At 54.9% G+C, this 14,897-nt stretch carries 5 protein-coding genes, 2 tRNA genes and 4 rRNA genes; 3 read left to right on the top strand and 8 right to left on the bottom strand.

Translation table 11 applies throughout. The annotated features are described in order from the left end of the window. The first annotated feature begins 370 nt into the window (after positions 1–370). From AB9N64_RS18310 to AB9N64_RS18300, 3 genes are read left to right on the top strand one after another with little or no spacing between them, the layout of a single operon-like run. On the top strand, positions 371–1,129 hold the full coding sequence (locus AB9N64_RS18310; protein ID WP_060766969.1) for a DUF3050 domain-containing protein: 759 nt from the start codon (positions 371–373) through the stop codon (positions 1,127–1,129). Further along, complete coding sequence (locus AB9N64_RS18305) at positions 1,126–2,073, top strand: diiron oxygenase (RefSeq protein WP_014716361.1); 948 nt, start codon at positions 1,126–1,128, stop codon at positions 2,071–2,073. The genes AB9N64_RS18310 and AB9N64_RS18305 overlap by 4 nt, the downstream gene beginning before the upstream one ends. Continuing rightward, on the top strand, positions 2,070–5,447 hold the full coding sequence (locus AB9N64_RS18300) for an amino acid adenylation domain-containing protein (RefSeq protein WP_014716360.1): 3,378 nt from the start codon (positions 2,070–2,072) through the stop codon (positions 5,445–5,447). The genes AB9N64_RS18305 and AB9N64_RS18300 overlap by 4 nt, the downstream gene beginning before the upstream one ends. 63 nt (positions 5,448–5,510) lie before the next feature. Here AB9N64_RS18300 and AB9N64_RS18295 read toward each other — a convergent pair whose 3' ends face one another. The 8 genes from AB9N64_RS18295 to AB9N64_RS18260 form a co-directional block, all read right to left on the bottom strand. Then, a complete protein-coding gene (locus AB9N64_RS18295; protein WP_014716359.1) occupies positions 5,511–7,391 on the bottom strand; it encodes a methyl-accepting chemotaxis protein in 1,881 nt (626 codons plus the stop codon). Between the two features lie 273 nt (positions 7,392–7,664). After that, a 5S ribosomal RNA gene (rrf, locus tag AB9N64_RS18290) occupies positions 7,665–7,780 on the bottom strand. Positions 7,781–7,889: 109 nt separating this feature from the next. Next, positions 7,890–8,005 (bottom strand): 5S ribosomal RNA (rrf, locus tag AB9N64_RS18285). A 156-nt stretch (positions 8,006–8,161) separates the two neighbouring features. Further along, positions 8,162–11,053: ribosomal RNA gene (locus AB9N64_RS18280) — 23S ribosomal RNA — on the bottom strand. A 247-nt stretch (positions 11,054–11,300) separates the two neighbouring features. Then, a tRNA-Ala gene (locus AB9N64_RS18275) sits at positions 11,301–11,376 on the bottom strand. Positions 11,377–11,406: 30 nt separating this feature from the next. Beyond that, a tRNA-Ile gene (locus AB9N64_RS18270) sits at positions 11,407–11,483 on the bottom strand. Positions 11,484–11,565: 82 nt separating this feature from the next. Continuing rightward, positions 11,566–13,102, bottom strand: a 16S ribosomal RNA gene (locus AB9N64_RS18265). The 16S, 23S and 5S rRNA genes sit together here with 2 tRNA genes alongside, the layout of an rRNA operon. 565 nt (positions 13,103–13,667) lie before the next feature. After that, positions 13,668–14,888, bottom strand: coding sequence for a CaiB/BaiF CoA-transferase family protein (locus AB9N64_RS18260; protein ID WP_014716358.1), 1,221 nt, complete (start codon positions 14,886–14,888; stop codon positions 13,668–13,670). Positions 14,889–14,897: the final 9 nt, after the last annotated feature.

The following is a 14,897-nucleotide window of genomic DNA, read 5'->3' as shown; positions in this document are numbered from 1 at the left end:
TGCTTTTGCCCTTAATCCTCAGGTGATGGAGCAGCTTCCCTATCAGGGTTGTTGCTCCATCAGAAATATTTAAAAAATAACTAAAGAACGATTAACGCCGACTTAGTGCACGGAAAAATCCCACCTATAGCCGGGCAATTTACCGCACATATAAACATCGGCAAAGTCCTTTAATACATTTGCATACCGGTTCAAACATTCAATCAGCTTATTATCTTCGCTCAGCAAGCCACGCCTTCCCATACCGCTGCGGCCGCCTATTTAAATGGTAGCGCCGTGCGCGTGAACGCGATCAAGTTACTCTTGCACCCACAACTATAACAGTCCAACACTGCTTTTAAAGCACTCGCAACAACTATAGGCGTCAACCATGCATCACTATTTACTTGAGCAAAAAAAACAAAAACTGTTCGACCACCCGTTATTTATAGAAATAACCACCGTTGGCAAGTTACAACACTTTATGGAACACCATGTATTTGCTGTCTGGGACTTCATGAGCCTGACCAAACGCCTGCAACAGGACCTCACGTGCACGCAGTTACCCTGGCTCCCCTGCGCTGCCCCCCGCGCTGCCCGCCTGATCAATGAAATCGTGCTGGCTGAAGAGTCTGACGAACACCCGACACGGGGCTATTGCAGCCACTTCGAGCTGTACCTTGACGCGATGACGGAAGTGGGCGCCAGCACCGTCGCAATCACTCGCTTCATCGACCTGCAAAGCCAGGGAGTGGAGGTAAGCGCAGCCTTGCAAATGAGCGATGCTCCCCTGGGCGTGGCCCGCTTCGTCGACAGCACCTTACAAATCGCCTTGAGCGCCCCAACCCACTGTGTGGCGGCGGCGTTCCTGCATGGCCGCGAGAGTGTGATTCCGTCAATGTTCAAGGGGCTTTTGCATAGCCATGCGTTTATAGGTCGGCAGGCCCCTACGTTATGTTACTACCTCAACCGCCATATCGAATTGGACGGCGATGACCACGGCCCTGCGGCGCAACAGTTGCTAACGCACCTGATCGACGCCGACCCCAGTCGTCAGCAACAAGCCGATAGCGCCGCCCTGGGCGCCGTGGAAAGTCGTATTACCCTCTGGGACGACGTGCTGGCCTCGATGCAAGAGGTACGTCCGTGAACGCCGTCAGCTACCAATCCTTTGCCGATGACTGGGAACGTCGCGCAACCATCCGCACACGCCCCCGGCGGATGTTGGAAGACGACGACAAACTCATCTTCCCCCTGTGCCGTCAGCCTCTGGTGCTGAGTGCAACCTTTCTCAAGCACTGCCCGCAATGGCGCGACTTCGTGCTGGTGCAAAGCTTCTACAAATTCATCAATGACGTGGTGATTTTCGAAACCGAGATCGTCGACAAAACCGCGCGCAGCATTGCTAAAAATCGCTTCTCCCTGCCCTTCCCGCTCGCCTGCCGTTACGACGCGATGACGGTCGTTGTCGACGAGGATTACCACGCGCTGGTAGCCCTGGATTTCCTTCAGCAAGCCGTGGCAATGACCGGGATTCAACCGCTCGATCTACCCGGGCAAATTGAACTGAGCCGCGCGCTTCCGGCAGCCCAGGCGCAGGTACCGACATATTTGCACGATGCCGTTGAGCTGATCGGCGTCGCCATCGCCGAGAACACCGTCACCCATGACGTCGCAGCGTTTTCCAAAGACGCCAGCGTCAAATCCTCTGTCCGCGGCCTGATGGCCGATCATCTGTTTGATGAAGGGCGGCATGCGCGGTTCTGGACACAGTTGGTGCGCCTCTACTGGCAGTCGGCAAGCCCGCAAGATCGCGACCACATTGCTCAAGCCCTGCCCGTATTCCTGACGCACTACCTGACCAACGAGCTACAAAAAGACTTCGATCTGCAACTGATCGAACACTTGACGATCAGTGCCGACACTCGCGTGGCACTGCGCGACGAAATCCGGGCGCTGGATTTTCCCATCACCCACCAACATCCGCTGGTGGCCAATATCATGGGCTTTCTGCACCACAGCGGCGTATTGCAAACCCCCAGCGTGGCACGAGCCCTGCGCGACTATCTGCCCGTATCGACGAGGTTGGCATGAGGCGCTTGCAGATCGAGTGGCGTGGTACCACTAACGCTCTGGCGGCGCTCAAGCAGGAGCTGGAGCAATATGGGCATGTGGCAGGAGCGGGGTCTGTGGATCTGGTTATTGAAGACGGGAGTCAGCCGCTGCCGCCCTCGCCCGCCAGTGCGCCATGGTTAAGCTTGCGCGTGGGTATCGGCCCGCTCTGCGAACACGGGCTGCCCTCATTGCAGTTGCGCTGCTATGACCGGGAGCGGCGCCTGCTGACGGTGCACGACGTTGCCCAGGAACCCAGCGGCAATGGGCAGCGGTTGCGTCAGCAGGCAACGAATGCAGTGGTGGAGTGGGCTGCTTTGTTGGTCTGCGGTTTTTCAAGAGACCCCGCCTACTTCTCGGCAACGGCCGCTGCTAACGCCTGGCCTGAACAGGGCCTGCAGGAGTTGGATGCCTTGGCTTTCATGCACCGGTTCAACCACACGGCGGACCCTGCCTTGTTGCAAGCGGCCCGAACGCCCATGATCGAACGGCTGCAGGCCAGCCTCAATAACTTCGCACATCGAACAGTGCTGAGCATCGCCGGTCATGCGCTGACTTATCGGCAGCTCCAGCAACAAGCCATGGCTATTCAACAACGCCTGCTTCCCTTGCTGGAGGATGCCGAGGCTCCACAAGTGGTCGGCGTATGCCTGGAGAAATCCGCCGAGTTGTACGCCAGCATTCTCGCGGTGCTTGGCTGTGGCGCCGTGTATTTGCCGCTGGTGCCTGACCACCCGGAGCAACGCCAGCACTGCATGCTGACCAGCCTCAAGGCCTGTGTGCTGCTGGAGAATGGCCAGCACCCATTGCGAGAGCGTTTCGTTTCACTTGATGTGAGCCAGGTTGCCGCGCACAGCGCCGACATGACGCAACCGCTGATGCACCGTCATCCCCGTGCCGACGAGCCGTGCGTGGCACTGTTCACCTCGGGTACGACGGGCCAGCCCAAGGGGGTACTGCTGAGCCAATACAACCTGGCGCATTTCACGGCCTGGCTCGTCAGTTGCGTGGCGTTGGATCAACACAGTCGCGTCCTGCAGTTTTCGCCACTGGGCTTCGATTCTTCACTGATCGATATTTTCCCTGCATTGATCGTTGGCGCCGCGTTGATTGTCCCCAGCCCAGACCAACGTCACGACCCTCAGCAACTGGTAGAGCTGATTCGCAAGCAACGCGTCACTCATGGGTTTGTGCCACCGGCACTGCTCAGCATCCTGCCGCTGGATCAGCCATTGGGCATGACTCATTTACTGACCGGAGGTGATTTCTGCGAGCCCTGCGTGATTGAACAACTGGCCGGTCAATGCCAGCTGCATAACCTCTATGGGCCGACCGAGGCCACTGTGTTGGCGACCCATCGGGTATTCCAACGAGGTGACAGCCATCGCAATATCGGCCTCCCCATCGCTAACAGCCAGGTGCTGATTCTCGACGAGAACCTGCAGCCCGTGGATGAACAGGTAATGGGCGACTTGTACATTGTCGGTCCCGGAGTAAGCCTGGGTTATTCAAATACACCATCGCGGCCCGACAATCCGTTCGTGGCGCTGACACTGCCAAATGGCCAAGTGCTACAGGCTTATCGCAGCGGCGACTTGGCAAAATGGACGCAAGAGGGCATCGAACTGGGCGGCCGCAGGGATGAGCAAGTCAAGATCCGCGGGTTTCGAGTTCAGCCTCAGGATATTGAACAGTGCTTGCGCGATAGTCGCTTGTTTCGCCAAGTGGCAGTGGTGATCGATACGGCACACAGAGTCATCGGCTTTGCCGCCCAGCCGGAATCTGGCGCTACGCTGGCAAGCCTGAAGGAACATGCTCGGCAGTGGTTGCCCGTGCATATGCAGCCCAGCGCTTGGAGCGAACTGGCATGCATGCCCCGTTCGAATAACGGCAAGATCGATCGCAAGGCCTTGTTGGCCATGCCAATACCCATACCCATCGGGAGGGATCGCTGTCGCATACAAGACCCTTTGCAGGCACAACTGGCTGACGTGTGGGGTGAGCTGCTGGGATTACCCGCAGGCGAACTCTCGATTGATGAGAGTTTTTTCAACCTCGGTGGCCACTCCATCCTGTTGTCGACTCTGTTGCTACGCCTGCGCGAGCAGTTTGGCCGCAGCTTCTGCCTGAGCCCCTTTTTTGAGACGCCGACCATCCGCACATTGGCCGCACTCATGGATGGCAGTGCGCTGCCGGATACACCATCCGACCAGATGGAACAAGATGCGACGCGAGCACTGGAGGTCGAGGTGCTGCCCGAGACCCTTGCGGGAGATTCGCGCAAAGCCATCGTTACTGGCGCAAACAGCTTTGTCGGGGTGCATATCGTCCAGGCACTGCTGGCTGGCGGGGCGCAGGACGTGGCGTGCCTGGTGCGCGAGTCGCCCGGCCATTCGGCAGCGGCAAGGTTCGCCCAGGCATTGCGTGAATACCGCTTGGAACATCTGGACCTGAGCCGAGTACAGGTATACGCCGCCGATATTCGTAAACCTCGCCTGGGCTTGGCCGACGACGTGTACGAGCACCTCGCCCGTCATTACGGCGTGTTGGTGCATAACGCCGCGCAGGTCAATCATGTGATGGATTACGCCTCACTCGCAAAGGACAACGTCGAGCCGGTGCTGGAATGCCTGCGTCTTTGCGAGACCCATTGCAAGAAGGTCCTCAATTTCATCTCGACGCTGTCAGCCTGCAGCAGCGTAGACGTCGACGGGTACGTGCTTGAAGCGCCTGCCCGACGCGCACTGCCGCTCTATGTGAAAAATGGCTACAACCTCTCCAAGTGGGTAGCCGAGCGGCTATTAGGACGGGCAGTTGAGCAAGGGGCCTGGGTCAATATTCATCGGCCGGGAAATATCAGCTTCAACAGCCAGAACGGCGTTTGCCAGCCACAGAAAAACCGCTTGATGTTGATGCTCAAGGGGTCTCTGCAATTAGGGATGGTCCCCCGACTGGACGCCAATTTCGACCTGATGCCGGTGGACTTCCTGGCGCGTTTCATCGCCTTCCACAGCGCTCACTTTGACCCTGGGCGACATGTGTTCAACCTGCACAACCCGCTGCCCTTGAGTTGGGACCAGTACCTCGACGCCTTCAGCGAGGCTGGGCACGTTTTTGACCGAGTCAGCGTTGAACACTGGCAACGGGCGTTGCGCAACGTAAGTCGCGATAACGCACTGTTCGGGGTGCTGGGCTTTTACCTGGACGGACTGGGCGAAGACATCGGTGATACATCGATGATCCGTTACGACAATGCCCGGTGGGGCTTGGAAAAAATGGGGATGTGCTATCCACCCAAGAGCCAGGCGCTGTTACGCAAAGGCTGCGACTACCTGAGCGCTATCAACTTCCTCTGAATAGCACCCTGGACGTGAGGCCAAGCGATCGGAGCGAGAGGCCTCGCTCCGATGCGGTCAGGATCAGATCTTGAAGCTATCGACCAATTGCTTCAGTCGGCTGGCCTGCTGGGACAGCGCATCGCAGTCCTTGAGCGTCTCGTTGAGGTTGGCCACACCCTGCTGGTTTAGCAAGTTGATCTGGTTGATATCGACGTTGAGGGTTTCAACCACTGCGGTCTGCTCTTCGGTGGCGGCCGCGACGGATTGGTTCATGCCGTCGATCTCAACGATACGTTGCGTCACGCTGACCAGACGCTCACCTGCCTGGTTGGCGACTTCGACACTTTCTTCGCTGGAAGCCTGGCTGGCGTTCATGGTGGTCACAGCTTCACGCGAGCCCACTTGCAGCGAAGTGATCATCTTGTGAATTTCCTCTGCCGACTCCTGGGTACGGTGCGCCAAATTACGCACTTCATCCGCCACCACGGCAAAACCACGCCCGGCTTCACCAGCACGGGCCGCTTCGATCGCCGCGTTGAGGGCGAGCAAGTTGGTTTGTTGGGAAATACCTTTGATCACATCCAGGATGTGCCCGATGTTGTCGGTACTGGCATTAAGGGTTTCAATCTGAGTGCAGGACAGGCTGATCTTCTGCGACAACTCAGACATCGCCTGGATGGTTTGCTCCACCACTTTACGACCATCGTCAGCTTGTTCGCTGGCACCACTGGCGTGCTGGGACGCATCCGCGGCGTTGCGCGCGATTTCCTGGGTGGCAGCCCCTAGTTCGTTGATGGCTGCGGCCACGCTGTTGGTACGCGCGCTCTGTTCGTCAGAACCGATGATCGACGCATTAGATGAAGCCATCACACGCTGGGACAAATCGTGCACCTGGCGCGTTGCCGAAGACACTTCGGAAATCGACGCGTGGATTCGCTCGACGAACTGATTGAATGCGCTGCCGACCTCGCCGAACTCGTCTTTGCTGGTCACGTCCAGACGTCGGGTCAAATCACCTTCGCCTTGGGCAATGTCCTGCATGGCCACGCCCATGGTGGTCAGCGGGCGCAACAGTACTTGAATCAACAGGCTCAGGAGCACCGCAATGGCGACAACGGCAATCAACATCGCAATCAAGGCCGAAGTACGGAACTTGCCCAGCGGGGCATAGGCTTTTTCTTTGTCGATCGAAAGGCCGATGTACCAGTCAGCGCCAGGCAAGCCGCTGATAGGCGTGAAGGAAAGGATGCGATCCTGACCGTTGAGGACAACGTCCTGATTGAGCTTCTCAATGCGCACATGGGTGCCAGGGTAGATGTCCTTGAGGTTCTTCATCACCTGGTCCTGGTCTGGACTGACGATGACCTGGCCATCACCGCTGACCAGGAACGCATGGCCGATACCACCGAAGTCTACTGAGTTGATGATCTTCACCAGTGTCTGCAGGCTCAGGTCACCACCGACAACACCCAATAACTCGCCGTTCTTTTTCACCGGCATGGCAATTGTCACGATCTGACCGCCCACAGCCGCCATATAAGGCGGAGTAAGCATGGTTTTGTCCGCGACTACTGCTTGCTTGTACCAAGGGCGCTGACGAGGGTCATAGTCGTCAGGCATCTTCGCGTCAGGGCGCTGGGTGAATACCCCGTTGGTTTGACCTACATAGGTGAACTGGAAATTGGTGGTGAATGCTGGCTGATCGACCAAACCAGGAAGGTCGGCCGCACTGCCTTGGTGGGCAACGTTCTGCGCCAGATTCTCGAGGACCAGGATGCGACCACTGAGCCAGTTCTGCACACTGCTGGCGGTCAGCTCGCCGGATTGCTGGATGGACGATGTCAGGTTTTGCCTGATGGTACTGCGCTGCAGGTAGTCGTTGTAGAGCGTAAATAGCGCGAAGGCTAAAACCACGACGCCTGACGCGGCCAACAGAATTTTATGACTGAACTTGAGATTCATTTCATCGACTTCTTTTGCCAAAGGGGGGTGAGCGTGCCGAGTGGAACATTCCATGTAACGGGATAGGCGGACTCTGCGGTCGCTCTATTTCGGTGCACGCATGGCTCGTCAGGCTTTCGGCCAAACTTCGACAAATCTTAGAAATTTGTGAGAAGCATCTTCTTTTAGCGTAGGAAACCGACAGGCGGTATGGATAAGGCAGATTCGCTGTGATGGCTACCCTAAACGACAAAACCCCTGTCTGCGTTAGCAGACAGGGGTTTTGGAATTCAATCTTGACGATGACCTACTCTCACATGGGGAAACCCCACACTACCATCGGCGATGCATCGTTTCACTGCTGAGTTCGGGATGGGATCAGGTGGTTCCAATGCTCTATGGTCGTCAAGAAATTCTGTGTACCAGACCGTTGTGTTGGCAACGTGCCGGTGAAATTCATGAGCTTCTACATAAACAAAACCCCTGTTTGCGTTAGCAAACAGGGGTTTCGGAATTTAATCTTGACGATGACCTACTCTCACATGGGGAAACCCCACACTACCATCGGCGATGCATCGTTTCACTGCTGAGTTCGGGATGGGATCAGGTGGTTCCAATGCTCTATGGTCGTCAAGAAATTCGGGTACTGAGTCGTGGCCAGCTGGCCTCGCTTCAGCAAATTGGGTATGTGATAGATCGTGGTGTTTTGTGAGCGTCGAACTTTCGGTTCATTGCGTCTTCACACACCGCAATCTGGTCTCTCTCGAGTTCGCAAATTGCTTGGGTGTTATATGGTCAAGCCTCACGGGCAATTAGTATTGGTTAGCTCAACGCCTCACAGCGCTTACACACCCAACCTATCAACGTCGTAGTCTTCGACGGCCCTTCAGGGAACTCAAGGTTCCAGTGAGATCTCATCTTGAGGCTAGTTTCCCGCTTAGATGCTTTCAGCGGTTATCTATTCCGAACATAGCTACCCGGCAATGCCACTGGCGTGACAACCGGAACACCAGAGGTTCGTCCACTCCGGTCCTCTCGTACTAGGAGCAGCCCCTCTCAAATCTCAAACGTCCACGGCAGATAGGGACCGAACTGTCTCACGACGTTCTAAACCCAGCTCGCGTACCACTTTAAATGGCGAACAGCCATACCCTTGGGACCGGCTTCAGCCCCAGGATGTGATGAGCCGACATCGAGGTGCCAAACACCGCCGTCGATATGAACTCTTGGGCGGTATCAGCCTGTTATCCCCGGAGTACCTTTTATCCGTTGAGCGATGGCCCTTCCATACAGAACCACCGGATCACTAAGACCTACTTTCGTACCTGCTCGACGTGTCTGTCTCGCAGTCAAGCGCGCTTTTGCCTTTATACTCTACGACCGATTTCCGACCGGTCTGAGCGCACCTTCGTACTCCTCCGTTACTCTTTAGGAGGAGACCGCCCCAGTCAAACTACCCACCATACACTGTCCTCGATCCGGATAACGGACCTGAGTTAGAACCTCAAAGTTGCCAGGGTGGTATTTCAAGGATGGCTCCACGCAGACTGGCGTCCACGCTTCAAAGCCTCCCACCTATCCTACACAAGCAAATTCAAAGTCCAGTGCAAAGCTATAGTAAAGGTTCACGGGGTCTTTCCGTCTAGCCGCGGATACACTGCATCTTCACAGCGATTTCAATTTCACTGAGTCTCGGGTGGAGACAGCGCCGCCATCGTTACGCCATTCGTGCAGGTCGGAACTTACCCGACAAGGAATTTCGCTACCTTAGGACCGTTATAGTTACGGCCGCCGTTTACCGGGGCTTCGATCAAGAGCTTCGCGTTAGCTAACCCCATCAATTAACCTTCCGGCACCGGGCAGGCGTCACACCCTATACGTCCACTTTCGTGTTTGCAGAGTGCTGTGTTTTTAATAAACAGTCGCAGCGGCCTGGTATCTTCGACCGGCATGAGCTTACGGAGCAAGTCCTTCACCCTCACCGGCGCACCTTCTCCCGAAGTTACGGTGCCATTTTGCCTAGTTCCTTCACCCGAGTTCTCTCAAGCGCCTTGGTATTCTCTACCCAACCACCTGTGTCGGTTTGGGGTACGGTTCCTGGTTACCTGAAGCTTAGAAGCTTTTCTTGGAAGCATGGCATCAACCACTTCGTTACCTGAAAGGTAACTCGTCATCAGCTCTCGGCCTTAGAATCCCGGATTTACCTAAGATTCCAGCCTACCACCTTAAACTTGGACAACCAACGCCAAGCTGGCCTAGCCTTCTCCGTCCCTCCATCGCAATAACCAGAAGTACAGGAATATTAACCTGTTTTCCATCGACTACGCTTTTCAGCCTCGCCTTAGGGACCGACTAACCCTGCGTCGATTAACGTTGCGCAGGAAACCTTGGTCTTTCGGCGTGGGTGTTTTTCACACCCATTATCGTTACTCATGTCAGCATTCGCACTTCTGATACCTCCAGCAAGCTTCTCAACTCACCTTCACAGGCTTACAGAACGCTCCTCTACCGCATCACTTACGTGATACCCGTAGCTTCGGTGTATGGTTTGAGCCCCGTTACATCTTCCGCGCAGGCCGACTCGACTAGTGAGCTATTACGCTTTCTTTAAAGGGTGGCTGCTTCTAAGCCAACCTCCTAGCTGTCTAAGCCTTCCCACATCGTTTCCCACTTAACCATAACTTTGGGACCTTAGCTGACGGTCTGGGTTGTTTCCCTTTTCACGACGGACGTTAGCACCCGCCGTGTGTCTCCCATGCTCGGCACTTGTAGGTATTCGGAGTTTGCATCGGTTTGGTAAGTCGGGATGACCCCCTAGCCGAAACAGTGCTCTACCCCCTACAGTGATACATGAGGCGCTACCTAAATAGCTTTCGAGGAGAACCAGCTATCTCCGAGCTTGATTAGCCTTTCACTCCGATCCACAGGTCATCCGCTAACTTTTCAACGGTAGTCGGTTCGGTCCTCCAGTTAGTGTTACCCAACCTTCAACCTGCCCATGGATAGATCGCCCGGTTTCGGGTCTATTCCCAGCGACTAGACGCCCTATTAAGACTCGCTTTCGCTACGCCTCCCCTATTCGGTTAAGCTCGCCACTGAAAATAAGTCGCTGACCCATTATACAAAAGGTACGCAGTCACCCAACAAAGTGGGCTCCCACTGCTTGTACGCATACGGTTTCAGGATCTATTTCACTCCCCTCTCCGGGGTTCTTTTCGCCTTTCCCTCACGGTACTAGTTCACTATCGGTCAGTCAGTAGTATTTAGCCTTGGAGGATGGTCCCCCCATATTCAGACAAAGTTTCTCGTGCTCCGTCCTACTCGATTTCATGACTAAGAGATTTTCGCGTACAGGGCTATCACCCACTATGGCCGCACTTTCCAGAGCGTTCCGCTAATCTCAAAGCCACTTAAGGGCTAGTCCCCGTTCGCTCGCCACTACTAAGGGAATCTCGGTTGATTTCTTTTCCTCAGGGTACTTAGATGTTTCAGTTCCCCTGGTTCGCTTCTTGCACCTATGTATTCAGTACAAGATAACCATCTTATGATGGCTGGGTTCCCCCATTCAGACATCTCCGGATCAAAGTCTGTTTGCCGACTCCCCGAAGCTTTTCGCAGGCTACCACGTCTTTCATCGCCTCTGACTGCCAAGGCATCCACCGTATGCGCTTCTTCACTTGACCATATAACCCCAAGCAATCTGGTTATACTGTGAAGACGACATTCGCCGAAAATTCGAATTTCTCAATTAAGAGAACTCACAAATTTTACCTTAGCCTGATCCGTTACCAGTGAAAGTAACGTTCAGTCTATCTTTCTATCACATACCCAAATTTTTAAAGAACGAACTAGTCAAAGACTAGAAATCAACATTCACCATCACAACGATGGAATGCTCATTTCTAAGCTTTATACAAACAGAAGCAGTAGTGGTGGAGCCAAACGGGATCGAACCGTTGACCTCCTGCGTGCAAGGCAGGCGCTCTCCCAGCTGAGCTATGGCCCCGTATTTCTACAGGCGTTTCCCACACAAAATTGGTGGGTCTGGGCAGATTCGAACTGCCGACCTCACCCTTATCAGGGGTGCGCTCTAACCAACTGAGCTACAGACCCAATTTCGGGCTGCTTCTTTTCGTCTTCTTCAATGAATCAAGCAATTCGTGTGGGAACTTATGGAGCAGCTGATGTCGTCGATTAAGGAGGTGATCCAGCCGCAGGTTCCCCTACGGCTACCTTGTTACGACTTCACCCCAGTCATGAATCACACCGTGGTAACCGTCCTCCCGAAGGTTAGACTAGCTACTTCTGGTGCAACCCACTCCCATGGTGTGACGGGCGGTGTGTACAAGGCCCGGGAACGTATTCACCGCGACATTCTGATTCGCGATTACTAGCGATTCCGACTTCACGCAGTCGAGTTGCAGACTGCGATCCGGACTACGATCGGTTTTATGGGATTAGCTCCACCTCGCGGCTTGGCAACCCTCTGTACCGACCATTGTAGCACGTGTGTAGCCCAGGCCGTAAGGGCCATGATGACTTGACGTCATCCCCACCTTCCTCCGGTTTGTCACCGGCAGTCTCCTTAGAGTGCCCACCATAACGTGCTGGTAACTAAGGACAAGGGTTGCGCTCGTTACGGGACTTAACCCAACATCTCACGACACGAGCTGACGACAGCCATGCAGCACCTGTCTCAATGTTCCCGAAGGCACCAATCTATCTCTAGAAAGTTCATTGGATGTCAAGGCCTGGTAAGGTTCTTCGCGTTGCTTCGAATTAAACCACATGCTCCACCGCTTGTGCGGGCCCCCGTCAATTCATTTGAGTTTTAACCTTGCGGCCGTACTCCCCAGGCGGTCAACTTAATGCGTTAGCTGCGCCACTAAAAGCTCAAGGCTTCCAACGGCTAGTTGACATCGTTTACGGCGTGGACTACCAGGGTATCTAATCCTGTTTGCTCCCCACGCTTTCGCACCTCAGTGTCAGTATTAGTCCAGGTGGTCGCCTTCGCCACTGGTGTTCCTTCCTATATCTACGCATTTCACCGCTACACAGGAAATTCCACCACCCTCTACCATACTCTAGTCAGTCAGTTTTGAATGCAGTTCCCAGGTTGAGCCCGGGGATTTCACATCCAACTTAACAAACCACCTACGCGCGCTTTACGCCCAGTAATTCCGATTAACGCTTGCACCCTCTGTATTACCGCGGCTGCTGGCACAGAGTTAGCCGGTGCTTATTCTGTCGGTAACGTCAAAATTGCAGAGTATTAATCTACAACCCTTCCTCCCAACTTAAAGTGCTTTACAATCCGAAGACCTTCTTCACACACGCGGCATGGCTGGATCAGGCTTTCGCCCATTGTCCAATATTCCCCACTGCTGCCTCCCGTAGGAGTCTGGACCGTGTCTCAGTTCCAGTGTGACTGATCATCCTCTCAGACCAGTTACGGATCGTCGCCTTGGTGAGCCATTACCTCACCAACTAGCTAATCCGACCTAGGCTCATCTGATAGCGCAAGGCCCGAAGGTCCCCTGCTTTCTCCCGTAGGACGTATGCGGTATTAGCGTCCGTTTCCGAACGTTATCCCCCACTACCAGGCAGATTCCTAGGCATTACTCACCCGTCCGCCGCTCTCAAGAGAAGCAAGCTTCTCTCTACCGCTCGACTTGCATGTGTTAGGCCTGCCGCCAGCGTTCAATCTGAGCCATGATCAAACTCTTCAGTTCAAACATCTTTGGGTTTTTAAGAAACCCTAAACTTGGCTCAGCAATCGTTGGTTACATCTTTGATTTCTCGCGGAGTAACTTGTGATGCTGATAATCTTGTTGACTATCAGTCTGACTCCACAAGCACCCACACGAATTGCTTGATTCAGTTGTTAAAGAGCGGTTGGTTAAGATCTTTCGTCTCAACCGAGGCGCGCATTCTACAGCAGCCTCATTTGCTGTCAAGTGGTTATTTTCAGAAGTTTTCGAAGATTTCTTCAACAACTTCAACCACTTGCGCTTGCGATCTCTCGTAAGCGGGAGGCGAATTCTACAGCGTTACACGCTGCTGTCAACACCTCTTTTTCAACTTCCTTTTGGCTTCGATGAACTGAAGCAACTTGCTGCCGAGAACTGCGTAACTCATTGTTTACCAAGGAGTTTTCCGTTTCGACTGCGCCGGAAGTGGGGCGAATTATAGACAGATATAATTCGCCGTCAACTCTTAATTTTGCTTTTCTATCAATAAGTTAGCTTCGGTTAAAAAACAGCCGGCATCCACTGCGCGTCTATATAGAAGGGAAGTTCAAATAACGCCCGCCTCCTTCAGTGCGGCCACATGAGCAGCTCCCAACCCCAAAACCCCCTGCAGCACCTCAAGCGTATGCTCCCCCAATAGAGGAGGCGCACTCCGGTACTCCACAGGCGTCTTGGATAAGCGTATCGGGCTCGCAACCTGGGGCACCGTCCCCGCCAATGCGTGAGGCAACTCAATCGCCAAACCCCGCGCCTGGACCTGAGGATCGGAGAACACCTGCGCCAGATCATTGATGGGCCCACACGGCACGCCCACTTGCTCCAGCTGCGACACCCACTCAGCGGTCGTCTTGAAGACCGTCGCCTGGCGAATCAAAGGAATCAGCTCCGCACGATTAGCTACCCGTGCGCGATTGGTGGCGAAACGCACGTCATCCGCCCATTGCGGTTGCCCAGCGACTTCAGCGAATTTACGGAACTGCCCGTCATTGCCTACGGTGAGGATGAAATCTCCATCGGCCGTAGGAAAATCCTGATAAGGCACGATATTAGGGTGAGCATTCCCCAGGCGCTTGGGCGGCGCCCCGGTTGTCAGGTAATTCATCGCCTGATTCGCCAGGCATGCCACCTGCACATCCAGCAACGCCATGTCGATATGTTGCCCACCACCATCGTGGTCGCGATGAGCTAGCGCAGCCAGGATCGCGACGGTCGAATAAAGTCCGGTCAAGATGTCGGTCAAGGCTACGCCAACCTTTACCGGCCCGGCACCTTCATCCCCTTCAGGCCGCCCGGTCAGGCTCATGAGCCCGCCCAGACCCTGGATCATGAAATCGTAGCCGGCACGCATCGCATAGGGGCCCGTCTGACCAAACCCCGTGATGGAACAGTAAATCAGCTCCGGGTTGACCTCTTTGAGGGATTCATAGTCCAGCCCATACGCCGCAAGGCCGCCCACCTTGAAGTTTTCGATCAGGATGTCCGACTTGGCAGCCAGATCACGCACCAGCTTCTGGCCTTCCGGCCGCGTAAAGTCGATGGTCACCGACTCTTTATTACGGTTGGCCGACAGGTAATACGCCGCCTCACTGGTATTTTCGCCATCCGCATCCTTAAGGAAGGGCGGCCCCCAAGCGCGCGTGTCATCGCCGCTGCTCGGCCTTTCGACCTTGATCACCTCAGCCCCAAGGTCTGCAAGAATCTGCCCGGACCAGGGGCCCGCGAGTACTCGCGACAAATCCAGCACTCGCAGATGCGAAAGCGCGCCCATGCCCATGCT

Origin of the sequence: Pseudomonas sp. KT_2_4, assembly GCF_041410225.1 — a bacterium.
Lineage (GTDB): Bacteria > Pseudomonadota > Gammaproteobacteria > Pseudomonadales > Pseudomonadaceae > Aquipseudomonas > Aquipseudomonas paracarnis.
This window is presented reverse-complemented; position numbering and strand designations above follow the sequence as displayed.

Coding starts and splice junctions, on each gene's coding strand:
- AB9N64_RS18310 (WP_060766969.1), top strand. CDS start 371: ATGCATCACTATTTACTTGAGCAAAAAAAACAAAAACTGTTCGACCAC.
- AB9N64_RS18300 (WP_014716360.1), top strand. CDS start 2,070: ATGAGGCGCTTGCAGATCGAGTGGCGTGGTACCACTAACGCTCTGGCG.
- AB9N64_RS18295 (WP_014716359.1), bottom strand. CDS start 7,391: ATGAATCTCAAGTTCAGTCATAAAATTCTGTTGGCCGCGTCAGGCGTC.
- AB9N64_RS18260 (WP_014716358.1), bottom strand. CDS start 14,888: ATGGGCGCGCTTTCGCATCTGCGAGTGCTGGATTTGTCGCGAGTACTC.